Annotated in this window: 30 protein-coding genes; 25 read left to right on the top strand and 5 right to left on the bottom strand. The window is 45.9% G+C overall.

Going from position 1 to position 24,341, the window contains the following annotated elements; genetic code table 11:
* Positions 1 to 66: 66 nt before the first annotated feature.
* The 7 genes from ACE1TF_RS06585 (at position 67) to ACE1TF_RS06555 (ending at position 7,091) form a co-directional block, all read left to right on the top strand.
* The gene (locus ACE1TF_RS06585) at positions 67 to 480 is read left to right on the top strand and encodes a hotdog family protein (protein ID WP_375015351.1); all 414 of its coding nucleotides are present in this window, start codon (positions 67 to 69) and stop codon (positions 478 to 480) included.
* On the top strand, positions 480 to 1,778 hold the full coding sequence (locus ACE1TF_RS06580) for a sigma-54 interaction domain-containing protein (RefSeq protein WP_375015349.1): 1,299 nt from the start codon (positions 480 to 482) through the stop codon (positions 1,776 to 1,778). Before ACE1TF_RS06585 ends, ACE1TF_RS06580 begins: the two co-directional genes overlap by 1 nt.
* A gap of 187 nt (positions 1,779 to 1,965) precedes the next feature.
* Positions 1,966 to 3,141 (top strand): acyl-CoA dehydrogenase family protein, encoded by a 1,176-nt coding sequence (locus ACE1TF_RS06575; protein WP_375015347.1) that lies wholly within the window; start codon positions 1,966 to 1,968, stop codon positions 3,139 to 3,141.
* A gap of 15 nt (positions 3,142 to 3,156) precedes the next feature.
* Positions 3,157 to 3,957: a 1,4-dihydroxy-2-naphthoyl-CoA synthase gene (gene menB / locus ACE1TF_RS06570; RefSeq protein ID WP_375015345.1), complete on the top strand. Its 801-nt coding sequence runs from the start codon at positions 3,157 to 3,159 to the stop codon at positions 3,955 to 3,957.
* Between the two features lie 12 nt (positions 3,958 to 3,969).
* Positions 3,970 to 5,589, top strand: coding sequence for an AMP-binding protein (locus ACE1TF_RS06565; RefSeq protein WP_375015343.1), 1,620 nt, complete (start codon positions 3,970 to 3,972; stop codon positions 5,587 to 5,589).
* 21 nt (positions 5,590 to 5,610) lie between these two features.
* Entirely contained in the window at positions 5,611 to 6,345 is a 735-nt protein-coding gene (locus tag ACE1TF_RS06560; protein ID WP_042397163.1) for an SDR family NAD(P)-dependent oxidoreductase, read from the top strand.
* A gap of 11 nt (positions 6,346 to 6,356) precedes the next feature.
* A complete protein-coding gene (locus ACE1TF_RS06555; protein WP_375015341.1) occupies positions 6,357 to 7,091 on the top strand; it encodes an SDR family NAD(P)-dependent oxidoreductase in 735 nt (244 codons plus the stop codon).
* A gap of 28 nt (positions 7,092 to 7,119) precedes the next feature.
* On the opposite strand, the gene ACE1TF_RS06550 is transcribed toward ACE1TF_RS06555, so the two are convergent.
* The gene (locus ACE1TF_RS06550) at positions 7,120 to 7,842 is read right to left on the bottom strand and encodes a class I SAM-dependent methyltransferase (RefSeq protein WP_375015675.1); all 723 of its coding nucleotides are present in this window, start codon (positions 7,840 to 7,842) and stop codon (positions 7,120 to 7,122) included.
* Between the two features lie 54 nt (positions 7,843 to 7,896).
* Between ACE1TF_RS06550 and ACE1TF_RS06545 the strand changes: the two genes are divergently transcribed.
* On the top strand, positions 7,897 to 8,403 hold the full coding sequence (locus tag ACE1TF_RS06545) for a D-glycero-alpha-D-manno-heptose-1,7-bisphosphate 7-phosphatase (protein WP_375015339.1): 507 nt from the start codon (positions 7,897 to 7,899) through the stop codon (positions 8,401 to 8,403).
* Positions 8,404 to 8,831: 428 nt separating this feature from the next.
* Here the strand turns inward: ACE1TF_RS06545 and ACE1TF_RS06540 are convergent, their stop codons facing one another.
* Entirely contained in the window at positions 8,832 to 10,235 is a 1,404-nt protein-coding gene (locus tag ACE1TF_RS06540) for a M1 family metallopeptidase (protein ID WP_375015337.1), read from the bottom strand.
* Positions 10,236 to 10,651: 416 nt separating this feature from the next.
* Here ACE1TF_RS06540 and ACE1TF_RS06535 point away from each other — a divergent pair, with 416 nt between their 5' ends.
* The 10 genes from ACE1TF_RS06535 to ACE1TF_RS06490 all read left to right on the top strand — a co-directional run bounded on the left by ACE1TF_RS06535 (position 10,652) and on the right by ACE1TF_RS06490 (position 15,721).
* Positions 10,652 to 11,203 (top strand): Rossmann-fold NAD(P)-binding domain-containing protein, encoded by a 552-nt coding sequence (locus ACE1TF_RS06535; protein WP_375015335.1) that lies wholly within the window; start codon positions 10,652 to 10,654, stop codon positions 11,201 to 11,203.
* A 31-nt stretch (positions 11,204 to 11,234) separates the two neighbouring features.
* Positions 11,235 to 12,074: a class I SAM-dependent methyltransferase gene (locus ACE1TF_RS06530; protein WP_375015333.1), complete on the top strand. Its 840-nt coding sequence runs from the start codon at positions 11,235 to 11,237 to the stop codon at positions 12,072 to 12,074.
* 38 nt (positions 12,075 to 12,112) lie between these two features.
* Positions 12,113 to 12,556: a hypothetical protein gene (locus tag ACE1TF_RS06525; RefSeq protein ID WP_375015331.1), complete on the top strand. Its 444-nt coding sequence runs from the start codon at positions 12,113 to 12,115 to the stop codon at positions 12,554 to 12,556.
* Entirely contained in the window at positions 12,546 to 12,800 is a 255-nt protein-coding gene (locus ACE1TF_RS06520) for a hypothetical protein (protein ID WP_375015329.1), read from the top strand. The genes ACE1TF_RS06525 and ACE1TF_RS06520 overlap by 11 nt, the downstream gene beginning before the upstream one ends.
* Positions 12,801 to 12,867: 67 nt before the next feature.
* On the top strand, positions 12,868 to 13,263 hold the full coding sequence (locus ACE1TF_RS06515; RefSeq protein WP_375015327.1) for a DUF4430 domain-containing protein: 396 nt from the start codon (positions 12,868 to 12,870) through the stop codon (positions 13,261 to 13,263).
* 114 nt (positions 13,264 to 13,377) lie between these two features.
* The gene (locus tag ACE1TF_RS06510; RefSeq protein ID WP_375015325.1) at positions 13,378 to 13,614 is read left to right on the top strand and encodes a hypothetical protein; all 237 of its coding nucleotides are present in this window, start codon (positions 13,378 to 13,380) and stop codon (positions 13,612 to 13,614) included.
* A gap of 80 nt (positions 13,615 to 13,694) precedes the next feature.
* A complete protein-coding gene (locus ACE1TF_RS06505) occupies positions 13,695 to 14,216 on the top strand; it encodes a DinB family protein (RefSeq protein ID WP_375015323.1) in 522 nt (173 codons plus the stop codon).
* Positions 14,217 to 14,231: 15 nt separating this feature from the next.
* Entirely contained in the window at positions 14,232 to 14,825 is a 594-nt protein-coding gene (locus ACE1TF_RS06500; protein WP_375015321.1) for an alpha/beta fold hydrolase, read from the top strand.
* Positions 14,826 to 14,831: 6 nt separating this feature from the next.
* On the top strand, positions 14,832 to 15,203 hold the full coding sequence (locus tag ACE1TF_RS06495; RefSeq protein WP_375015319.1) for a hypothetical protein: 372 nt from the start codon (positions 14,832 to 14,834) through the stop codon (positions 15,201 to 15,203).
* Positions 15,204 to 15,520: 317 nt separating this feature from the next.
* Entirely contained in the window at positions 15,521 to 15,721 is a 201-nt protein-coding gene (locus ACE1TF_RS06490) for a hypothetical protein (RefSeq protein WP_375015317.1), read from the top strand.
* A gap of 511 nt (positions 15,722 to 16,232) precedes the next feature.
* On the opposite strand, the gene ACE1TF_RS06485 is transcribed toward ACE1TF_RS06490, so the two are convergent.
* Positions 16,233 to 17,099, bottom strand: coding sequence for a LolA-like protein (locus ACE1TF_RS06485; RefSeq protein WP_375015315.1), 867 nt, complete (start codon positions 17,097 to 17,099; stop codon positions 16,233 to 16,235).
* A gap of 220 nt (positions 17,100 to 17,319) precedes the next feature.
* On the opposite strand from ACE1TF_RS06485, the gene ACE1TF_RS06480 reads away from it, so the two are divergent.
* From ACE1TF_RS06480 to ACE1TF_RS06450, 7 genes are all read left to right on the top strand, one after another.
* Entirely contained in the window at positions 17,320 to 17,886 is a 567-nt protein-coding gene (locus tag ACE1TF_RS06480; RefSeq protein WP_375015313.1) for an RNA polymerase sigma factor, read from the top strand.
* Positions 17,879 to 18,613 (top strand): anti-sigma factor, encoded by a 735-nt coding sequence (locus ACE1TF_RS06475; protein WP_042397180.1) that lies wholly within the window; start codon positions 17,879 to 17,881, stop codon positions 18,611 to 18,613. Before ACE1TF_RS06480 ends, ACE1TF_RS06475 begins: the two co-directional genes overlap by 8 nt.
* Positions 18,614 to 18,803: 190 nt before the next feature.
* The gene (locus ACE1TF_RS06470) at positions 18,804 to 20,150 is read left to right on the top strand and encodes a Rossmann-fold NAD(P)-binding domain-containing protein (RefSeq protein WP_375015310.1); all 1,347 of its coding nucleotides are present in this window, start codon (positions 18,804 to 18,806) and stop codon (positions 20,148 to 20,150) included.
* Positions 20,151 to 20,172: 22 nt separating this feature from the next.
* Complete coding sequence (locus tag ACE1TF_RS06465) at positions 20,173 to 21,117, top strand: class F sortase (protein WP_375015308.1); 945 nt, start codon at positions 20,173 to 20,175, stop codon at positions 21,115 to 21,117.
* 592 nt (positions 21,118 to 21,709) lie between these two features.
* On the top strand, positions 21,710 to 22,561 hold the full coding sequence (locus ACE1TF_RS06460; protein WP_375015306.1) for an AraC family transcriptional regulator: 852 nt from the start codon (positions 21,710 to 21,712) through the stop codon (positions 22,559 to 22,561).
* Between the two features lie 109 nt (positions 22,562 to 22,670).
* Positions 22,671 to 23,069, top strand: a complete 399-nt coding sequence (locus ACE1TF_RS06455) for a VOC family protein (protein WP_375015304.1) — start codon at positions 22,671 to 22,673, stop codon at positions 23,067 to 23,069.
* 17 nt (positions 23,070 to 23,086) lie between these two features.
* Positions 23,087 to 23,599, top strand: coding sequence for a phosphoribosylanthranilate isomerase (locus ACE1TF_RS06450; protein WP_375015302.1), 513 nt, complete (start codon positions 23,087 to 23,089; stop codon positions 23,597 to 23,599).
* On the opposite strand, the gene ACE1TF_RS06445 is transcribed toward ACE1TF_RS06450, so the two are convergent.
* Together ACE1TF_RS06445 and ACE1TF_RS06440 are read right to left on the bottom strand one after the other, a co-directional pair.
* Complete coding sequence (locus tag ACE1TF_RS06445; protein WP_375015300.1) at positions 23,564 to 23,872, bottom strand: DMT family transporter; 309 nt, start codon at positions 23,870 to 23,872, stop codon at positions 23,564 to 23,566. The genes ACE1TF_RS06450 and ACE1TF_RS06445 overlap by 36 nt on opposite strands.
* Positions 23,872 to 24,198 (bottom strand): DMT family transporter, encoded by a 327-nt coding sequence (locus ACE1TF_RS06440; protein ID WP_375015298.1) that lies wholly within the window; start codon positions 24,196 to 24,198, stop codon positions 23,872 to 23,874. The genes ACE1TF_RS06445 and ACE1TF_RS06440 overlap by 1 nt, the downstream gene beginning before the upstream one ends.
* Between the last annotated feature and the right edge of the window lie 143 nt (positions 24,199 to 24,341).

Raw genomic sequence — 24,341 nt, 5'->3', positions numbered from 1 at the left:
GCGCCACTTGACACTCTTACGATTTGTCCATGCTATACTGGAGGAAAAATCGAGAGGAGAGAAACGATGAGGCTGTCTCATGGTCAAACTGCGCAACTGACACGTGTATTCACCGAAGAAGATGTGATTCGAAGTATGGAACTGACACAAGACTATTCGCCTGTGTACACCGAGCAACACAATGAGTGGACCGACGTTTATCCAGAACCGATACTACCTGCCTTGTTGGCAGAAAGCTTAATTACACAAGTGATTAGCACGAAGCTACCTGGCGTTCCGTGTATTCTCGTCCAAAAAGATTTAGTCTATTATTCACCTGTACATATTCATGATCCAATTACTGTAGAGTTGATAGTCATTGACATTAATGAAGAACGCAAATGGATTACACAAAAAGTGACGTGTTGGAACTCCAAAAAGAAAGAAGTTATTAAAGGTCAAGTCGTCGTCTTTTTGCTTCCAGAGAAAGTGGAACAGTGATGAGTGCTATTCATGAAGGCGGGACGTTAGGAGCTGTTTACACAGACGCAAAAGGGAAGATTATTGATGTGAGTCAATCTTTTTGCGATCATTTTTTAGAAAATAAAGAGAGTTGTTTAGGGAAATATATCCACCAATTAATTCATGAGCAAGAAGCTGATCGTGAAATCATAGCAGGTCAAATTGGCGACGTTGCTTGCTTATTTCGAATGGTGGAGCAGTCAGAATGCCGTGTTTATTACGTGCTGCTTCGAATTGACGAAGTTGACCGACGCAACTTTAAAGATTGGGTAGCGAGAAACTATGCAGCGTTTCGGGCGAAGCGAGAGAAGAGCTCTTCGACGATGAGTGAAATCGTTGGGGAAAGCGAAGCGTTAGTCAACGTTAAAGAATTGGCTGCCAAAATTGCGACGAGTGATTCAACCGTGTTGTTAAGTGGAGAGAGTGGAACCGGGAAAGAACTGTTTGCTCAAGCGATTCACGAGAGCAGTTCGAGAAGTAATCACCCTTTTATTGCGGTAAACTGTGTGGCCATCCCTGACGAGTTGTTCGAATCTGAAATTTTCGGGTATGAGGCTGGGGCATTTAGTGGAGCGAAAAAGGGTGGAAAACCAGGGAAGATCGAACTCGCCCAGCATGGAACACTATTCTTAGATGAGATCTCAGAACTAAGTTATTTGTCGCAAGGCAAGCTCATGCGCGTGTTACAAGAGCGAGAAGTTGAGCGACTAGGCGGTACGCACAGTGTGAATGTGGACATCCGCGTGATCGCCGCTACGAACAAAAATTTGCAGCAACTCGTCCAAGCCGGAAAGTTCCGTGAAGACTTGTTTTATCGACTGTACGTATTTGATCTGCACGTTCCTTCGTTGCGTGAGCGAAAAGGGGATTTAATGACGCTTGCCCGCACGTTCATTGAACATTTCAATCATATGCTCGGACGCGACGTTGAGGATATTGCCCCGAAACTACAATCACAAATGCTCGCATATGATTGGCCAGGCAACGTCCGAGAATTACGTGCATTTATCGAGCGGGGGATGAACATTACAGAAGGAAGCTGGCTTGAGCACGAACATGTATCGTTCTCAACTGCCGCTAACCATCCGACGGCTGTTGGCGTTGTTGAGAGTTCAAACACGCACCAGCGTCTCGATGAAATTGTGCAAAGCGCCGAGAAAGAAGCGATACAGCGAGCGTTGAAAAGTGCAGGTGGAGACCGATCAAAGGCAGCGATTCAGCTTGGAATCCACCTCTCAAGCTTGTATCGCAAGATGACGAAGTACAATGTAGATTAAAAACGTTCAAGCATAAGGATCATTCCTTATGCTTTTTTTTTGCCTTTTGCACATCTGATTCTCACATTCGCGAAAAAGTTCGCAACTATGCGAATGGCTAATCGAGGAAATCCCGGTTTCCCAAGGTTGAGAAACTGGCACGAACTTTGCAGTTTTTATGAGCAGCGATAAAAAGGAGGAAATGGCGATGCTCGATTTTTCGTTTACAGAAGAACAAGATTATTTTAGAAGGATGCTCAAAGATTTAGCAAAAGATGAGCTCCTCCCCAATTATACAAAATGGGATCGCGAAGGGATTACACCGCGACACCTATGGAAGCGCCTCGGCGATGTTGGCATTACAGGCTTGCGTATTCCTGCGGAATATGGTGGCAGTGAGGCGGACTGTGTGACGACAGGGATTGCCGCTGAAGAAATTGGCCGGGGAGATTTTAACTTAACGTATGCGGTGATGCTTAATGCGCTCATCGGGGAAATCATTGCGTCTCATGCGAGTGAAGAGCTAAAGGATCAGTATTTGCCGCCGCTTGCTGAAGGGACGAGTATATTTGGCATTGCGATTACGGAGCCGGATGCGGGTACGGATGCTGGTGGCATTAAATCAACGGCGCTTAGAGACGGTGATGATTATATTTTAAATGGCGAGAAATCAGGAATTTCCGTTGCGACGGAAGCGGATGCGTTTATTGTGTTTGCGAAGACCGACCCGTCTCTTGGGAACCGAGGAATTAGTGCGTTTATCGTGCCGTCCAACTTGGAAGGTGTGGATAGCAGAGGATACGAAGATATGGGCAACGTAGCGATTGGGCGTGGCTCCGTGTACTTCAATGATGTACGCGTACCGGCGAATCATCTAATTGGTGAAGAGAACAAAGGGTTTGCGCAAGTGATGAATGGATTTGACCTTAGTCGATTGCTCATTGGTCTCCAATGTGTGGGCGCCGCTTTCCAAAGTCTTGATGAGACGATTGAACATGTAAAGACGAGAAAAACGTTTGGTAAGGCACTAGCGACGTATCAAGGCGTATCGTTTCCAATCGTGACGCATTATTCCAAGCTAGAAATGCTCAAATGGCAAGCGTATCGCGGGTTATGGCTAAGAGATAACAATAAAAAACATTCAAAAGAATCGGCTTCGGTAAAGTGGCTCGGACCTTTGTATAGCCAAGAGGCCATTCATGAATGTTTACTCTTAAATGGGCATTACGCATACACGAAAGAGATGCCACTTGAACAACGTTTACGTGATGTGATTGGTCTAGAGATTGGCGACGGTACAGCACAAGCCAATCAAATGGTCATCGCCAAAGACATTATTGGCAAAGAATATCGCTCGTACACACCTGCAGGAGCATCCACATAATAAGGAGAGATACTAATGACGTATGAAGACATTGTATTTGAAAAGAACAACGGAATTGCAACGATAAAAATCAATCGTCCCCACGTATACAATGCATTCCGAGGCCAAACGATTCGCGAGTTGATTGCTGCGTTTCGGGAAGCGTGGGATGACAACCGCATTGGCGCCGTCATCTTTACTGCTGAAGGCGAGAAGGCGTTTTGTGTCGGTGGGGACCAAAAAGAAAAAGGAGACGAAGGTGGATACGACTACGGTGGTGGGCTTGGAAACGGTATTGGTCTAGAGGTCGAGAACCTTCACAATACGATTCGCAACATCCCAAAACCCGTCATCGCTGCTGTAAACGGCTATGCGATTGGAGGAGGGCACGTGCTCCATGTCATTTGCGACCTCACCATAGCAGCATCAACGGCGAAATTTGGTCAAAGTGGACCGAAAGTGGGAAGTTATGATGCCGGTTACGGCTCGGCTTATCTCGCAAGAATCGTCGGTGAGAAAAAGGCGCGGGAAATTTGGTATTTGTGTGAGCAATATACAGCAGACGAGTGTAAAGAGATGGGGCTTGTGAACCGAGTCGTTGCACCAGAAGAATTGCAAGGGGCCGCACAGGAATGGGCCGAAAAAATTCTCGAAAAAAGCCCAACAGCGATTAAGATGCTGAAATACTCATTCAATGCCGACTCAGCCAATATTGCTGGCATTTCGCAGCTTGCGATGGGAAGTCTCGCGATGTTCTATGACTCCAAAGAGTCTGAAGAAGGAAAGAATGCGTTTTTGGAAAAACGTCCGGTTGATTTTCACAAATTTCGCCAATAAGGAGGCGTGAGAATGGCATTTGAGACACGGTTAACTGATGCATACATTGCCCAGTATGAGAACATTTGGCCGAACAAAACGATTCTCGATTATTTTGATCGAGCGGTTGAACGTTATCCGAACAAAGAAGCGATCATTGATAAACGAAGCCGATTCACGTATGCGGAATTGGCCCAATGCGTCAACCGTGTTGCCCTCGGTTTGCTTGAAGCGGGCTTAAAAAAAGGGGATGTTATTTCAATCCAACTGCCAAATTGGAATGAGTTTGTCATTTTGCATCTCGCTGCCACAAAGATTGGGGCGATTACGAATCCGCTCATTCCGATTTACCGGGACAGAGAAATCGGTTATATGGTGAAGATGGCGGAAACGAAAATGATCGTCGTGCCTGATGAATTCCGGAGCTTTGATTACCCGGCCATGATCGATCGTCTAAAGGATGACTGGCCTCAACTGGAGCACACGTATGTTGTGGGAGAGAACGTGCCGTCACACATGAAAGCGTTTACCGACCTCACGAATATTGCTTGGGAAGAACGACGTGACGTGAAAGAACTCCAAGCAATGACCCACGACCCGAATGAGCTGACCGAAATTATCTTTACGTCTGGCACGACAGGTTCTCCTAAAGGTGTTATGCATACGCACAATACGCTCTGTGTATCGACTGACTATTGGATTGAGCGCCTGAAGCTGACTGATGACGATGTGATGTTTATGCCGTCCACGTTCGGCCACCAAACCGGTTTTGGCTACGGGCTACGCCTGCCGATTCATTACGGTGGAACAGCGGTCTTCCAAGACGTTTGGAATCCAGAAGAATTTCTCGAACAAATTAGTACAGAGCGCATTACGTTTACAGCGAGCGCAACCCCGTTTTTGCAAGATATGGTTCAGTTTGAAGGGTTGGAGAACTATGATTTGCGAACCTTTAGAGCATTTATTGCGTTAGGTGCACCGATTCCTCGGGCAATCGTGAAAGAGGCAAATGAAAAAGTTTCATTTTCCATTCTCTCTGGTTGGGGGCAATCCGAGAACGGTCTTGTCACGCTCACGTTGCTCAATGATTCCATTGAGAAGCTGACGGGCACAGATGGAACGACATTTCCTCATATGGAAGTGAAAACGATTGATGAGTATGAAAACCCGTGCCCGCCAGATGTTGAAGGGGCATTGCTCGCTAAGGGACCTGCCCAATTTGTCGGCTATTTAAAGCAACCGGAAGTCACAGAAAGTGAGCATATTAACGATTGGTTTATTACCGGTGACCGGGCAACAATTGATGCGGACGGTTACATTCGCATCACCGGTAGAAATAAAGACATTATCATTCGCGGTGGAGAGAACATCCCGGTCGCCTACGTTGAGAATATGCTCTATGAACATTCGAGCATTCAGATTGCCCAAATTGTCGCCATGCCTGACGCACGTCTGCAAGAAAGAGCTTGTGCGATGATCGGCATGAAACCAAATGAGACACCCCTTACGCTAGAAGACATTAAGCACTTTTTAGAAGAGAAAGGTGTGGCCAAACAATATTGGCCCGAGCGCGTCGAAGTGCTTGAACAATTTCCGAGAACACCGAGCGGAAAGATACAGAAATTCCGCCTTCGAGACATGATTAAACAATAGAGAAACGTGGAGGGTACCAACATGAGCGAAGTAGCATTTATTACCGGAGCAGGACGAGGCATTGGTCGCGAGATTGCCAAGACACTCGCAAACAAAGGCATGAAGATCGTCGTGACCGATATTTCCATCGATTCAGCAAAAGAAACCGCCGAGCTGTTAGACACCGAAGCCTTACCCCTTGCATGCGACGTCACTTCATTAGAAGATGTAGAAGAAGCTGTAAAGAAGGCAGCGGATCACTTTGGCAAGATTTCCATTCTTGTGAACAATGCCGGATGGGATAAAATTGAGCCGTTTCTAAAAAGCGAACCGGACACTTGGCAAAAAGTCATCTCCATCAATTTAATGGGCCAAATTCATACGTGTAAAGCCGTTTTGCCAGTCATGATTGACCAAGGGCACGGCAAAGTCGTGAACTTGGCGTCAGATTCGGCGCGCGTCGGTTCAAGCGGGGAGGCGGTGTATTCCGCAGCAAAAGGGGGCGTCGTGTCCTTTACGAAAACGCTCGCTCGTGAAATGGCACGTCATAAGATCAATGTGAATTGCATTGCGCCTGGACCGAGTAACACCCCCCTTCTTGCTGAGATTAGTGAGTACAACGATGGCATCGTCAAAGCGTTGGAAAAAGCGATCCCATTCCGCAGGTTGGCAGAAGCTGAAGACATCGCCAATGCTGTTGCCTTCTTTGCATCAGAAGAAGCCGGTTATGTGACCGGACAAACGTTGTCAGTGAATGGCGGGTTAACGATGGCTTAGGAGGAGTTTATATGCACGTACAATTGAACGGCAAAACCGTACTCATCACCGGTGCAGCCAAAGGGATTGGAAAAGCGATTGCACTTGAGGTGGCGGGAGCGGGGGCGAACATTGCCCTGCATTATCATCAATCCAAAGAGGAAGCAAAGCGTACCGCAGAGGAAATCCGTGAACTCGGTGTGGACGTACAATTAGTGAGTGGAGATCTCGGGGATTATGCGAACGTCGATGCGTTGTATGAAACAACTGGACCGGTCGATGCGATCGTGAATAATGCTGGCTGGACACAGCTAAAACCATTTTTCTCTTATGAACGTGGAGAGTGGCAAAAAGAGATCGACATATGCTTACAAGCGGTCATGAATTTGGCGCACCGTTTCGTGCCCGACATGATGGAGCGGGGCAGCGGGAAGTTCATTAATCTGATTGGAGACTCCGCCCGTACGGGCGATCGCTACTTGAGCGTGTCTGGCGCTGCTCGGAGCGGAGCGGCGAGCTTTGTGAAATCGCTCGCGCAAGAAGCGGGTCGAAGCGGGGTGCAATGCAATACCGTATCGCTTGGAATGATCGACCAAGGAGAGCTTGATGAGTCACTAAAAACGAAACTCGTCAAACAATATCCCCTCGGTACCCTCGGGGATCGTACTGATGTCGCCAACATGACGACGTTTCTGTTGTCTGAACAAACGAACTGGGTGACTGGACAAGTGATCGCGGTCAATGGCGGCTACACGATGATTGGGTGAAGGGAGAGGTCCGCGTTGGACCTCTCTTTTATTGTTTCGTCGCCCGCACAATGAGCATCATTGGCCGGCGCATCTCGTCTTCCATTCCTGATGAAGCAGGGGGCATCGGCTCGACGAGGCGATCTAACCGAAATCCATTCGTGAGCAGTGTATCTACGTACGTTGTGAGTGTCCGGTGATACTTCTTGACCGTTTCGCCTAGGAAAGTGGTGTCTCGTTCCCCCTCATAGAAATAGCGGTCAACGGGAAAGTGTTGAATGTTCCCTTTTTCATCGGTGTGCCACTGTTGACTACCCGCCGCAGTGAAAACAGGGTGCTCAACGGAAAACACGAATTGTCCTCCAGTTTCGAGCATGCGATGTACGTTTTTTGCGACTCGATCAAACGATTCAACATAATGAAAGGCGAGAGAACTAATCACAACATCAAAGCTCTCATCGTCAAACCGAACGTCTTCAATCGCAGTCTGTACGTACGACACATTGTCCATCCCCGCCGTTTTTTCTTTGGCGACCCCGATCATTTTCTCTGACACATCGATGCCAACGACTTGTTTTGCTCCTTGTTCTACCGCGTATACACAGTGCCAACCGTAGCCACAACCTAAATCAAGCACACGGTTATGATGAAAGTCAGGTAACAATTGTTGCAGCGTTGACCACTCTCCGGCGCCTGAGAGTCCATACTTCGAGCGGTCCATCTGTTCGTATTTCTCAAAAAAAGCTTGTTCGTCATAAGGGTTATGTTTGATAGTATCAGCCTCTTTCATACGTCTAGTATACTATAGATTTTGGAGGTGTTTCGAATGAGGGTTGCTTTTTTTGATCGCGACGGAACGATCATTGAAGATGTTCCCGATAAGGAGTGGGGGCGGGTTGAATCGCCAGTGTGGATCCGGGGTGCGATGGATACGCTCGAGGCTGTGCGCGGGAAAGGGTATGAGGTCATCATCGTCACGAATCAATATATCATTAACGAGGGGTACATTACTGCCGAGCAATACGAGCATATGAATCGTCAAATGCTGGCAACGCTCAGAGAGCGTAGCATTCCGATTCTGGACGTGTTTCATTGTCCTCACGCCCGAGACGCGGGGTGTTGTTGCATCAAGCCGAACACGGAAATGATTGAGCAAGCGATCGAGCGGTATCCGGCGATCAAGTTGGGCGAATCCTTTATGATCGGAGATTCAGATGTCGACGTTCAACTAGCAACGAACGCAGGCATTCGAGGATTCGGCATTGGGGTGCAGTCAGACGACCCAGCGGTCACAACGCTCGAACGAGTGGCGGATTTATTGAAGTATATATAGTGAGTTGATGATGAGTATTCCTTTTTGGTGGGAATGGGGCGCTGGTCGGAACGGGGAGGCAAGGAGCGTAGGATTCAGTTCCAGTACGGGGCGGGAGTCCAGCCGGACACAAAAGCAAGTGTAAGAGGGGTTTGTGTCCGGAGCGGGGTTCTGGCCGGACACAAAAGCAGGGGAAAGAGGAATTTGTGTCCGTTGAGGGAGTCTATCCGGACACAAAAGCAAGTGTAATAGGGATTTGTGTCCGTGGCGGGGGTTCTGGCCGGACACAAAAGCGAGGGTAAAGGGAATTTGTGTCCGGAGCGGGGGTCTGTGTGAAACAGGAAGCGACTTCTTTGTTGAACACCACGTGAAACTTGATTGAAATGCTTGAGTTCATACGTTGATTCATTATTACCTCATTTCTTTGATATGAGGTTGTTATTATATAGTTAAAGATCAAGCCAATCGTTAAATAACCGATCGTCTTCTAGATCAAAGTATCTTTTTGTGAATCTGACAAACTCACTTGTATTCACTTCTTCATACTGATACATGTGGTAATAATCTGACAAGAATTCCTCTTTGAGTTCTCTGTCTCCCATCTCGGCTAGAAGGAGATATAAACTTAAAGATGATTTACCATAAATATAATTACTGGAAGCACGTTTATCATCTAAAGAGATGTTAGAAGGTGTTTCACTGAATTCGTCTAATGACTCCTTATCCAATGGGTTGCGGTCATCTTTATTTTCAAAAAATAAGTGTGTGGCTAATTCTGCTATCCCTTCATCTAGCCAGGCTTCATGAAAAGGGTCGTTACTTACAACGCCGTAAAACCATTGATGAGCAATTTCATGTACAATTACATTTTTTAAATGGTCGACGCTGATATTTTGAGTGCTAACTCCCCCTATGCTTCCAGCCGTTACAACCCCTGGGTATTCCATCGCAATACCATCAAGTAAAATATCTAGCTCTTGGTGAGGGTATGGTCCAATATTGCTATAAAAGTATTCAAATGATTCTGCAGCTACTTCTAGCGTCTCTTTCAAAAACAGATCTGCAGTGTCATCTAATCCGAAGAGGTTGATGGTCACTCCGTTTACATTTGTACTTACCTTACGAGGACTGTCCATAATAGCTATAAAAAACTCTTTTATATTGTCCATACGGTGTGAAACACGGTTTTTAGAGAAGTCATCTTGATCACTGCTTGTGACGATCGAAAACCTTTCGGGCACGTTAATCGTGACGTCAAAATTACTAAATGGTGTATGGTATGATTCCCCTTTATCGGTAAAGGGCTCTTTATTCCATTGGCCATTTTGATAAGTCGGGACCATGGGGTACCATTGTGCCAGGTGATGGTTTTCCCCGCTTCTTGTAAAGCGGTACCCTTCATCAGGTAACAAAAAATCATATGCCATTTTGAAGTTGATCGTTTCACTTGGGTGTAAAGGTTTAGTGAGAGGGATAGAGAGTTCATCGTATTGCAATTGAAATTCACTCGGAGAACCATTAATGTAAGTGCCTTTAATGTCTATAGTAGCTGCGTTGCCTTGACCTTCATAATAAGGCTCGGTAAATACATTAGGGATAAAATATAGTCGTAAATTTTCCCAGCGATTACTCGAAGTATTTGTAATTTCAATTTCAACATCTGCACTGAAGGTATCAGATTCATCCATCGAAAGATTTAAGTTGTAATAACTGTTGCTTCCAGCCTCTACACCAGACGGTGTAAAATCAGACATGTTGTGCTGATTTAAACAACTCACGAGAAAAGGTATCGATAACAAAACAAGGATCTTTTTAATCAATAAAATCACCGCCCTAGTATAGTCTTTCTGCACAGATTAGAGTACCCCTCTCAAAAATTTTAGGAGAGATTGTGATAGTTTTAATCAATAAATGAATAAGTATGTTGAACGAGAGTGCTACTTACATTACATTGTGAATGGCGTCATCAGTTTGTTTGCATCATATGAAGAGAACAATGCTTCCCTGCAACTTTGATCTATCATTGTTTATAGTGTATTAACAATACTAAGAGCGCACGTTGGACAGATGTTTATGCAGTCTTCTTATAACTATTTTGGCAAACGAGAGAGCTAAACGCGTGAGTAACAAACAACACCCCCCCTCCTCTGACCAAAGGTCTTAATCATCGTCAGACGGATGTCGGATGCAAAAGTCAGTCAGTTCATCGATGTACCTTTGTTTAATGTTTGCGATGCTTTAGGTGTATATTTTTAAAGGAGGCAGATCAATGAATTTAGGTCATGCGCTAATCTTCGGAGGAACGGGAATGCTAGCTGGCGCAACGAAATGGGTCGCGGAGCACGCAACACATGCCACCGCATTTGGGAGGAATGAACAACGGTTGCACAGGTTGGAACAGACGAGCGCGGCACTGGGTACTCGGCAACTTGACTACACTGATTCAGAACAGCTGAAACAGGAGGTTCAGAGGGCATACGATACGTTTGGACCGATTCATACGGTAGTCGCTTGGATTCATGGGACAGCGCCCGGGGCTCGTTCTCTTATTGTTGAACAGATTGACCGGATGCAAGCGGACGTCTGGCAGCTTGTGACGGTTCGTGGCAGTAGCCATGATGTTCAGCAGATTAAGAAAGAGCAGAACATCGTTTCTGAACAATGTCGCTTCATTGACATTCAACTAGGCTTTATTTATGATGGTCGTGTTTCCAGATGGCTCACACACGATGAGATTTCTGCAGGGGTCATCCGAGGAATCAAAGATCAACAAGCTGTATCGGTCGTCGGTACGTTAGAACCTTGGGACGAGCGACCTTAACTAGCCAATTAGATGAGAGGATAGTCAATAGATGACACAAAAATTAATACGAGGCTTGCAACTACCCACTCCATTCGAAAAATCAGAGAAGATGTTTTGGCAAGATCCGCACATTGCTCTGTTTTTACTGGAAGCTCATTTGGAGCCAAGCCATGACGGGGCGAGTCGCTCGTTTGCGTTTATAGACGAATCCGTCGAGTTTATTACCGGAAAATTGGTGAATAATGATTCAGCAAAAATCATCGACTACGGCTCAGGGCCAGGTCTTTATTGTGAGCGACTAGCGAAAAAAGGGTTACGCGTAACGGGCGTCGACTTCTCATTAAATTCCATTAACTACGCGCGGGGGCAAGCGGAAAATCAACAGTTGCCCATCGAGTATCGGTTTGAGAATTACTTGGAGACCGACGAGGTTGACCGATATGACGCAGCGCTTTTAATTTATTGTGACTTAGGCGCTCTCAGCCAACCGGACCGGCAAACGTTGCTCACAAATATTCGCAAAAGCTTAAAGCCGGGCGGTCGTCTCTTGTTGGATGTTTTTACAGAACATCAGTATCACGCGTTTGCGGAAACACGTACTTGGAGGACTCATGAGAACGGAGGCTTTTGGTCGCCAGAACCGTATGTGGAGCTCGTACAAAATGTGAAATACAGTGGAAAGATTACGCTGGAACAAACAACGGTTATTACGGATGACCATGTAGAGACGTACAACATATGGCACCAATATTTCACTGAAGAACAGCTGGTTCAAGAGCTTGAAGAGGCAGGCTTTTCCATCGAGAATTGTTATGAAGATGTGAGGGGTCGTGAACGGTCAGTTAATAGCAAGACGATCGCTGTCATTGCAAGGCGTGAACTTGAGTAGGTGTGCAAAATACCTACATTATGTAAGGTGTCAGAATTATGAGTTTTATTTTCGGTGTGTTAGGGAAAAAAAGCAGTAGAAACATCAACTTTAATGATGAAGGAGAGATTACGGTGAAAGGTTTTCAGCTTCTCCCTATTTTCGCATTTCCGTTTTTGATCGGCAGTGACATGGCGGACGAGCCTGCTGTCGGTGGTCACTATATGAGCGATATTCATTGGGGCGTCGAGGCAGAAGAAGTTGCGCTTTCAAGTAACCGCTTTACGTTAGGGCCAGAGTTTGTCATGCCGTTCTCCATTGAAGCAACCAACGAAGTGATGGTCGGGCTATACAACCACGATACCGAGTCGATCGTTTGGCAGTACGGTGAATCCTCCCATATCGATGGCCATCTTGTCACGGAAGAAACAGCGCTGTATAGCGTTGTGATCGGTAACCCTACTGATGAACGGATTGAGGTGACGGGTGAATATGAAGTATAAACGGTTGTACACATGGCTTCCTCTATCGCTTCTTTTTGCTGTTTGTGCTGTCGGGTGCTTAGACAGCGATGAACAAACCGAGGAAGTGATAGAATCTGAAGTCACGCCTGTATCAGAAAGTTTTTCAATTCATGACATTGACGCCAACTTCTCAGAAGGTTATCCAAATGGCAATCCATTGCCTGAGAACCCTTCGACTTTTCCGTTTCTTGATGAAGGGGTAAAACATGATGATACGAACTAATTGTGTTTAGGTGATCCCTCCGAATTTCTGCTACAATGACAGAGGTAGAATAAAGGAGTGAGGGTCTTTGAAGAAAGGATTTTTGATCGGTCTAGCAGCCGTATTCCTCATCGGTTGTGCTACCGATGAACAAGAGCAGCAGTCCGGTGAAGATACGGATGTGTCTGAAGACGACATGCTCGAAGCGACGATTCTTCTTACAGAAGATGGCGGTGAGGTCATCGAGGAAGAAGAGGTCATGTTTACGGAAGGCGATTCATTAATGGACATTATGGACGAGAATTTCGATCTTGTGACGGACGCTGACGGTGCTTTTATTGAAGGCATTAATGGTTATGATTCAAACGAAACAGACGGTTACTTTTGGACGTACACGATCAACGATGAAGAAGTGTTCGAAGGTGCCGAAGACGTTGAACTAGAAGATGGCGATGATGTGCACTTCGACTTTTCCGAGTGGTAAGCAAGACTCTGGTCAGTCCATTTCATGGGCTGCTTTTTTCATCTGAAAAGTTAGTTTATTTTGAATATATAAAGGTTATAGAGTCGTATACGACAAAAACTAAGTGGGGGTCTTATGAAAGGAATTATCGTCGGCTCAACGCTCGTATTGGCTAGTGTTGTATTATACGGCTTTGTGTTGAATGCGGCATCCGTCTCACAAACGGTGGCAAGTGGTATGTTCGGACGGGAACTCATTTATTATCAACTATGGATTGTGTACTCGGTAGAAGTGATTGTTGCGATTGCGCTGTTTGTAATCGGTCTCATCGCTGTCGTGTGGGGATTGTTTTCCAAACAGGAAAGGTACTAAGTGTGTGAAAAAACCTTTTCATTGAAGTTAGGAAAAAGGTAACATGTATGTAGATAATTTTTAAAATAAAGGGTGATGAGATGTTTAATGCTAAATTTGAATCGCAAGATGGGTATGACAAAGGAATTGGGGAGCTTGTGTATATGCTCCAACATACGCGAATGATGACGGAGTTTGAAGTAGCTGAGCTGACGGATAAACAGTTGGACTACTTGCTCGATCCGACGAGTAATTCAATTGGCATGTTGCTCCAACATATCGCCTCGATTGAGTTTTTGCACCAAGTGATGTCATTTGAAGAGCGGATGATGAACGAAGAGGAAGAGAAAGAGTGGATGGCAGCGATGCAACTCGGCGAGCGTGGTCGAGAAGAGATTAAAAACTTCACCGTAGACGATTATTTGCAAAAATTAAAACACGTTCGAGAAGAAACTTACAATTTCCTAAAACAACAAGAGGATGAGTGGTTATACAAAGAACAACAGTTTCCAGATGGTACGCCGTACAATAACTATTTCCTATGGTTTCATGTTCTAGAAGATGAGATTAGCCACCGTGGGCAAATCAAATTGATAAAACGACATCTAGAAGCCAATGCCTAAACGATGGGTTGGCGTGTGAGGATTGTTATTTTTGTTAGTGTTGGAGTAAGTATTTTCATAAGTATTCTGTTTGTAAGTTTCATTTATCACCAAGTGCAGTTGGTTCGAGAAGAAGCATGGATTCAGCCAATGGGAGAGATGGTGGATCGTCACGGTAGCGCCATGCACGTGTACAAAAAGGGAGCAGGGGAGCATACGCTCATTTTTATGGCAGGGGGAGGCACAAGTGCGCCAGTGTTTGACTTTTTGCCATTGTATAAAGAGCTTGCCGACCGGCATACGGTTGTCGTTATTGAAAAGGCAGGGTACGGATTTAGTGAAGTGACCGACCAGTCCCGAGACATTGACACGATACTAGCTGAGACGAGAGAAGCGCTGCGACAAGCGGGTGTCGATGGGCCATACGTGTTAGTGCCACATTCTATGTCAGGCATCGAAGCGATCTATTGGACAGAGCAATATCCAGAAGAAGTGACCGCACTGATTGGCTTGGATATGGCGACCCCCGAAGCCTATGAGAACATGGCGATTCCAATGCCCCTTGTCCACGCCGGCAATGTGGCTGCCAATCTCGGATTAACGAGATGGGTGCCAAGTCTTGTATCCTAGGAAGTGTTGGAGTATGGAACGTTTACTGAGCACGAAGAAAAGATGTATCGAGCGCTCCAACATCGCCGTACATCAACGACGAACATGGTCAATGAAGTGGGGTTAATAAAGGAAAATGCACAAGTTGTTGTATCACGTCAGAACCGGTCCGTCCCCACGCTGCAATTCGTCTCCAATGGCGAGGGGACTGGATGGGACAAGGCGACGTGGCTTGGATTTCAACAGACGTTCCAGCAAAATCAAAATGATGCGACACTCGTTCACATCGACGCCGCTCACAATCTTCATTATACAAACTCGAAACAAATTGCGGAGGAGATCGATGTGTTTTTGGATTCTGTCAAAAGAGGCACGAATTTCGGGTATAAGAACATGTAGTACGCGATCAGATTAGAGTTTAGTTTTACTAGTATATTCGTATAATGAATGTTTTGTAAAATTTAAAAAGTGGTACATAAGGAGTAGAGTTTATGCCGGCCTTTTTCGCAACAGTATTTTCCGGTTTGATTATTATCATTACAGTCAGAGCAATTATAAACGTGCTCAACATTGCCAAGTCAAAAGGTGAAGTGTCGCGTTCCAATTGGAGATTGGGAATAGTATGTGTAGTATCTGTAGGGGTTGCCATATTCGTACTACTGCCTTTTGTTTATGACCGTTTGTTTTCTTATTTTTCTTAATTGGAGGTGGATGGGTTGTCTTTTAAAGAACGAATGCGACATGCCCGGTACACACGGTTGCTGGGTGCGATGTTCGTGTTGCCTGTAATCGTCGTGTTGTCGTTTCTCGACGTCGTACCATTATCAACAGGGGCTACATGGATGTTGCTGCTAGCATTTGTTGTCGGACTGATCGTATTTTTCACGAGGTTCAAAGGCACAGCAAAAGAGGGCTGAATGGAAAAAAGAATGAGGACGGTGCGGCAACCGTCCTTGTTTCATTTGTACGGACCGAATATTGGGGTGTGAAGAGAATCTCACCATAGATGATTCTATGGTGAGATATTAACCTAGTACGCAGTCAAATCTCGGAAAATCATCCCATAGCGGATAACAACGCTTAGATCAATACCGTTCGTTCGTGTTGTTCATGGCAACTATAAAAGGACGAGGCAGGGCGTGAAAGAAATACGAAAACCGCCTTAAAAACGGATGTATGTGACGATGGGCCAAGCGAAAGTCATCATTCTTAACCTCGATTGCCACATAAGCTTCGCGAACTGTCACTAAATGAAGTATATGAGACGTTTGCTGCCCTGTAGTGCCCCCGTTTGTAGGTTGGATTGTCACAAAGCACACCCTTTCAATTATGCTCGGCACCGAAGGTGCCAACGGGCAACTCAACGTGGTTTTATAATTATAAAAAACGGATGTCCCCTTTTCGGGACATCCGTTTTTGCTCGCTTGATTATTCATCTTCGTCTTCGATGTCTTCTTCAATGTCTTCGATTTCTGCTTCTAGGTGCTCGTCTTGATCGCGATCTTCAATTTCGACGTCGTCACCGATCACATCTTCGAGTTGGAAGAAGGCTTCATCGTAGTCAATGTCTAGTTCGTATTCTAACACTTCAAAGGTGATGCGGAACGGGTTTTCGGCGTGTTCGTTTTCGAGACGGATGACTTCAAATGTATCTTGATCGATCCAGTAGTGTCGAACTTCTTCTTCGTCACTGAATGTTAAATGATACGTCATGTAGTCGTTGATTTCTTCTTCGCCTTCTAAAGTAACTTCATAATCTTCCATCATCTGATCAAATTGATTTTCCCGGACATTGACGTCTGCGGGGTCACCCTCCACATCTACTTGTTCAACCCGGTAGGCAACGTCCTCATCTTCGGTATAGGTGAGCGTATATTCACTGTCACCTGCGGTATACTCCGTCGGTTCCCCGTCAATCATGCGCTCCATACGATTGCTCACGGAACCGTCTTCGTGGTGGTAAATGTATTCAATCAGCTCTTCTTCTTGGGCGACGCCGGTTTCCTCTTCTGGTACATCGGCTTCGGTGTCACCATCAACGCCTGTCGTCATCACGGAATGCGAGTAGATACTCTGGAAATCGTCTTCGGCAGCAATCGCGGCATCAATGATTTCTTCGACAGTCATTTCCCCGTCGTCATCGGCTTCTGCCACGTCGTCTTCTTCATCCGATTGTCCGGTCGTTTCTTCATCGGTTTCGTTGTCGGTTTCTTCAGATGTGTCGGCGTCGCCGTTGCACGCGATCAGCACGAGGCTTAAGCTAGTAACGCCAAGTAGTGAATAAAACTTCTTCATAGGTCAATCTCCTCTTTCTTTCTATAGTCTACAAGTCTCATACCCGGGATTTTGCCATTTGTAACGTTTTTGTGAAAAAGTGATCCGTTTGCGTGTGTGTTGCGTTTAATATGTAGCATCTTTATTTGGCATTTCTCCAACAATCCATGTACAATCAGCAGAGAGTCAATATTCCGATTTTTACTCCCTAAATCGAGATCAGATCGAAAAGGAGATACCGATGCCCAAAAAAGATGTAGATGTGTATGTCAGGCTAAGGCAGGGCGATAAAGATGCTTTGGAATTGATGTATGATCGCTACGGCAAACTTCTTTATTCCTTTAGTTACAAGATGACCGAAGACCAGCAATTCTCGGAAGAAATTGTTCAAGAAGTATTTATAAAGATCTGGACGCAGAAAAGTTCATATGATGAGACGAAAGGTAAATTTTCGAGTTGGCTGTTGACGATTACCCGGAATACGGTAATTGACCATCTTCGTAAAAAGCGGGAAACAGCATCGGAGATTGCCACGAAAGAAATGGCGGAAGATCCTGATCCGAGTGTTGAGGACCAAGTCGAGTGGAATGAGAAGCGAGGCGTTGTCCGAGAAGCGATCGAGCAACTGAAGCCAGAGCAGCAAAACGTTATCGTTTTATTTTATTACCGAGGGTTGTCCCAACAAAAAATCGCCGATCAGTGTGATATCCCGTTAGGAACGGTAAAAGGGCGTCTCAGGCTTGCCTTAAAGCATCTGAAAGAATCGATTGAGCAGATTGAACAGAAAGGAGGGGTTACTCATGAGTAAACGTTGTGATCATTTAATCGACTATATGAATGGGCATTTATCAGAAGAAGAGAAACAAGCGTTTGAAGTGCATCTAGAAACGTGTTCAGACTGCCAAGAAGAATTAAATGAACTCAAAGAGCTTACGAGTGATCTAGGATTTCTATCAGAACCTATTGATCCTCCTCCGTCAATGAAAGAGCGCGTGCTATCTGCGGCCTTTGAGGAAAAAGCACCAACGGAACCTGAAAAGGTGTCAGAACCAGTTGAATTCAAACCGAAGAAAAAGAATAGATGGATTATGCCAACGATGGCAGCGGCGTTGATGTTGTCACTCGTAGGGAATGCCTTTCTGTTTACAGAACTGGCTTCGTCTCCAGAAGAAGGGGAAGAAATTCCTTCTGTAAGTATAGACTCTCTCGTGCAACAACTGAGTTTACAGCCATCCGCAGAAGACATTCCGTTTGAAGCGAGAGCGTCTTTTGTTGACAAAGACCAGCACCAACAGTTGATCGTTGAAGCTGATCAACTGAGCCAGCCTGCAGATACAGAAGTGTATCAAGTGTGGCTACTCAAAGATGAAGAGCCGTATCGTGCGGGGACATTTACCCCAGGAGAAGACGGCAGCGGCATGTCCACTTTCGACATTGACCCAGAGATGGGCTTTGACACGATCGCAATTACGATCGAACCCGATGAAACGAGTGAGCAACCTGAAGGCGAAATCGTCTTGCTGCAAGAATTATAAAGTAGCTCCCGGTAGAGTGCGCAACACTCCGCCGGGTTTTTTTGTTTTTAGACGTTGCGAACTACATAAATGAACTTCCCCTTTTAGCTAAAATCTAAAACAATAAAAATCTTTTTTTCCAAAAAGTGATCCATTTGAGCATTCTGTGCGTTAGCTTAGCAAACCAAAACATACAGAGGAGTGCTTGATTATGAATTTGAAAAAGGTATTAATTCCAGCATTAAGTGTCTCATTGCTTACACCAACGTTTATGCAGACGGTTCATGCGGAAGAAAATATGTCTGGAGTAATGACACCCGCAGTAGAACTTAGAGGAACATTGGATCATCTCTTATCGGAACACTTTGCACTCGCAGTACTATCAATGCAAAAGCAATACGATGGGGATGAAAGTGCCGAAGCAGCACAAGCGGCGCTTGAACAAAACGCAGCCGATATGAAACCGGCAATCGCTACACTTTACGGTGATGAGGGCGCGGAAGAGTTTGACCGCATCTTCTCTGCACATAATGATTACACTGTAGACTATGTGCAAGCAGTGAAAGATGAAGACATGGCAGCCCAAGAAGAAGCATCGGCGATGCTGGATGCGTTTTATGTAGAGTTCGGTGAATTCCTTGAAGGAGCAACAGAAGGCGAATTACCAAGTGACGCAGCCATTGAAGTGTTAGACATTCATGAGCAACAAGTGGAAGATGCGTTTACTGCCTATGTAGAAGGTGATTACGAAACAGCATACATGACGTACCGTGAAGGCTTGTCGCATATGTTTGATATTAGTGCAGCTCTATCAGGCGCAATTGTCGAGCAAAACCCAGAGATGTTTGACGGTACGGTGCCAAACACCGAAGCGGGCAACTTACGCTCTGATGCGAGCAATCTCGTCGCAGAACACTTTGCACTTGCCACGTTATCCATGTCTAAAGAATTTAAGGAACGCGAAGACTTGGACTTTGTAAGCTGGGCAGAAGATGAGAACACGGCTGACTTAAAAGCAACGATTGCTTCGGTTTATGGTGAAGAAGGCGGCGAGCAGTTTGAGCAAATTTGGCAAGGAAACCACATTCTTGCTCAAAGTGAATATGTCGTAGCAGCGAAAAACAATGATGATGCGGCAAAAGAAGAAGCGGAAAATAAATTGAGCATGTTTGCCGATGAATTTGGGATGTTTTTAGATACAGCAACGGAAGGTATCTTGCCAGCAGCGGATGCGACTGAGCTTGTGAATGTGCACGAGAGCCAAGTACTCGGGACATTTGATTACTATGCAGCAGGTGACTACACAAGTTCATTTGATACGTTCAGAGAAGGTTATGCATTTACGTTTGATATTGGTGCAGGCCTAGCGGATGCGATTGTTACGCAGCACCCTGATATGTTTGAAGGTGGCGAAATGGTTCCAGAAATGCCACAAACAGGTATGGGTGGCGCCACTGCGAATGGAATCTCCCTTCAGTGGATGGCTTGGATCTTTGCTGGTGCAACGGCAGGTCTAGTTGGTTACTTTGGCGTACGCAGATACCGCACACGAGCATAACGAGATAGGAGAGTGAGAGCCGATGTGGAAAAGGCAGGTTATCTTTTTCATCATCAGTCCATTTGTCCTCATCGGCTGTAGCCTCACTGAGGATGCGGATGTGGGTAGTGTCGTGGAGGAAGAACGAGAGGAACAAGAAGAAGTGAGAGCTCAGGCGGAAGCCATGGAGCCTCCCGACGAAGATCAAACGATTGCTGAAGAGTTCGGTATTGATGAAGCACGCATCGATCAAGCGTATGAGGATACAAATCAAGCGCAGGAAACGTACCCGACAGGCTTGACGATCCCTGCACTCGATATTGATGCGCCAGTCATTGAAGTTGGACAATTAGAAAACGGGCAGATGGGTGTGCCCGATAACGGAGAAGATGTGGGCTGGTATGAGCCAGGCACACAGCCAGGTGGTGCAGGCAACGCGGTATTGGCCGGTCACGTTGATGACCGTACGGGACCGGCAGTGTTTTTCGACTTGGGGGACTTAGAACCTGGTGACCAAGTATTTGTAACGGGAGAAGATGGGGAAGAACTCGAATTCATCGTTGATGAGATGGAGCGCTACCCATTTGATGACTCTCCTGTTGAAGAAATATTTGGACCTTCGGATGAGAAACAGTTAAATCTGATTACGTGTACAGGGGTATTCAACCAAGAAAACGGAACACATGAAGAACGACTTGTCGTCTACACATCGCTTGTCGAAGAAGAAGAAGAGGAGCCGGTATTACCTGTTCCTACAGAACTGACGATTCAAGGCGATTTGTTGTCATGGCACTCTGTAAGAGATGAAGAGATTGTCGGTTACCGAATCTATGAAATCGATGCAGATGGCGAAGAGACTCACGTAGGAAGCGTATCGCAGCTAGAGAGAAAATCATTTCTTGTTAACGATCAAGATACGGACTATACCGTAAAAGCCGTCGATCACTTTGGAAATGAATCTGACCCAGCTGAAGAAGCGGACGCTTAAGTGTTGGGGTGGATATGACGTGCGGGTGCTGTAAGCACCCGCACGTTTTTTGGTGTGTGTTATGGCTGAAGCATTGTAATTGCAAGCGGTATGATTCATGCAGATGTCCCGGACACTAAGCACCGCACGGCGAAGGTCGTTGCGGTTGATGGGGCGGGGGGAGGCAAGAGCCGATGGTTGCTAGCTGTAAAGGAGTGGTGGAACGGTCCGTTTGCGCGCATGCTGAGCGGTCTCGTTAGAAGCGACTACCAATCTATAACCGCGTGAAAACATCAAAAGATTTGTATGATGTCGGCACATGCGGACAAGACGAACGACCGTTCTGCGCGCTAGTTTCCCCTATCTGCGCTCGAGTTTGCTCTTTTTTACGAAATTAGCGCCGATTTCGCCAAACTTGGGCGCAGTTTGTTCCAACTTGGGCGCAGATTCCAGGCTGAAGTGCTCAACGACACGTCGGCCTCGTCGGGGCCGAAACGAAACCGAACTCGGTTCGGCGCGGCTTTGCGCTATAATGATACTGTCCAACGGGCGCACATCTTGACCAGATGGTACAACAAAAGGGCGGTAGGATGATTATAGAGGGGGGAGTACAATGACGTGGGTCCAGTCGTTGCAAGTTGCGATTGATTATATGGAAGATCATTTGCTGGAAGAGATATCGGTGGAAAGTATTGCGAAAGAAGCAAACTTCTCTTCCTTTCATTTTCAGCGCGTGTTCTCGGTACTAACGGACATGTCTGTCGGCGAGTACCTCAGACGGCGGCGCTTAACGCTAGCTGCCCATGAGTTGACAAGGGAGAACACGAAAGTGATCGACATCGCCTACAAATATGGCTACGAAACCCCCGAAGCTTTCTCTAAAGCTTTTCGTAAGCATCACGGAATTTCGCCTACGAAAGCACGCGCGTACAAGGGAAAGTTAACATCCTATAACCGCCTGGTCATCCAGGTGAGCCTGAAAGGGGCAGAACCAATGAATGTGAAGATGGTTGAGAAGGAAGCATTTGATGTGGTCGGCGTGAACGAGACGTTTTCATTAGAGAACGGAGAGAACTTCAAGGAGATTCCGAAAAGATGGGATCGATTAATTAGCGAAGGTACGACCGATCAGCTGTTTGCGCTGAACGACGGGCCGATATCCGGTTTACTCGGTTTATGCGTAGGGAAGAATGAAAAATCGGTGGAGTATTGGATTGGCACGGCGAGTGGTGGTGGTCGTTCTGACAGCTTTAATCACATCCAGATTCCAGCATCAACATGGGCGGTCTTTGAAGTGCATGGCCCGATGCCTGGTGCGATGCAAGCGGTATGGAAAAAGATCTATTCCGAGTGGCTACCATCCAGCGGTTATGAGCACACCGGTACCCCTGAGCTAGAAGTGTATTCAAAAGATGATCCCTATCGTGAAGATTTATATTCTGAAATTTGGATTCCGGTCAAATAGATAAGAGCAGCATCTGTCGTCCGCACAGATGCTGCTTTTTTGTAAAGGGATTTGCAATGATGTGTCGAATTGTATGGCTTGGGAAGTTTCACAGATTGGAGGAGGGAACATGTTGACACGAGGAATGCTTCATCATATTGAATTGTACGTCTCTGATTTACATACAGCGTCACAGTTTTGGGGGTGGTTTCTCGAAGGGCTCGGCTATGAACCATTTCAGCAATGGGCGGAAGGGGCAAGTTGGAAGTTGGGCGACACGTACATCGTGTTCGTGCAAACCGAAGAAAAATATTTGGGCGTTCCATATCACCGTAAACGGACGGGATTGAATCATTTAGCTTTCCACGCGGATTCTCGTCGGCATGTAGATGAAATGACTGAGGAGTTAAAAGCTCGGGGGTTTAACGTTTTGTATGAGGACAAGCATCCGTACGCGGGAGGGCCCGATTATTATGCGGTTTACTTTGAAGGGCCTGATCGCATGAAAGTTGAACTCGTTGCACCGTAAAGAATGGAGAGAAGCCGATGAATGAGAAGTTTGAACAGTTTACAATCATTTGCAAGGCGTTAAATGAGCAGGGGATTACCCCGCTACTCATGGGCAGTGTTGGCTTGGAAGTGCTCACCGAGCGGAGTTGGCAGGCACGAGATTTGGATATTCATGTGCCTGGAGATGCCAGGGGGTGGGAAGTTCCAGCAGAGAAATCCATTGATGAGTGGTCAGAGATTATGAAACGGATGGAAGGGCTCGGCTATCGACTCGTCGACTTACATGAACATCAGTTTCTAAAAGACGGAGAAGAAGTTGAATTTGGGATTATTGATACGCTTCCTGCGTTTGCAGGAATTCCTATCGAGCAGTTGAAGCTACAAGAACGAGCCGGTGCGTGTTTCTATTTGCCAACAGCCGAACAATACTTACGCATCTATGAAGCTTCTTCCAAAGACAGTTATCGGTCAACTAAGAACAACGATAAAGATCAAGAGAAGATCACGTATTTACTAGAGTTGCAACAGAACAACCCCGAAAATAATTAGAGCGATCGATAAAACTTTTCTTTTTGAGCGTCGCTCATTAAGAAAATTCATACCGATGAGCGCGGTTCCTGAGACGGTCAGTCCTGCCCAAATGCCATATAAAGCACCGAGTTCCATATAAGAAACGGTCAAAACTAGAAAGTAAGCACACCACCCGTAACAAAGAAAAGCGAGTGCAGTTGATGCTCGATTTGTGAATCCATAGGCAGTCTTTACAAAGACATTAGCCAAAATGGCGGTCATCAAACTGAACGCTAACCATACGTACCCCATTATGTTTTCAACTCCTTACCGAACGTGGTCTGAATACCAATCACACCAGCAATAATAGCGGCAATGCCAATCACTTTGCTCAATGACAACACTTCTTCGTAAAACATAATTCCAGATATGGCGACGAGGACGGTGCTGCCCCCGGTAAACAAAGCGCTTGTGATACCGACTTCTGAGTGAAACGTGAGCAAAATATAGATAACAAGTGCCGCGTACCAGAAACCGAGCAAAATAAAGAAGATCCACCCGTTCGTTGTTGCAGCAGGCATAAGTGTGGCACCCACCACTTCAAAACCAATAGCGAGCAATAATAAAACCGAGAACATCGAACATCACCTTTAGTTCTTTTAACACCTACTATACGCCGATCAGTAAATTCAGTAAAATAGATATAAATGAATTATCTGTTCAATTTTATTGAATTGGAGTTGGGGTGGATGGAGTTTCGGCAATGGGTTACGTTTAAAAC

It is taken from the genome of Geomicrobium sp. JSM 1781026 (genome assembly GCF_041949955.1).
Taxonomy (GTDB): domain Bacteria; phylum Bacillota; class Bacilli; order Bacillales; family Marinococcaceae; genus Geomicrobium_A.
Note: the sequence above shows the minus strand (reverse complement) of the source record. Positions and strands in the feature narration are given on the sequence as shown.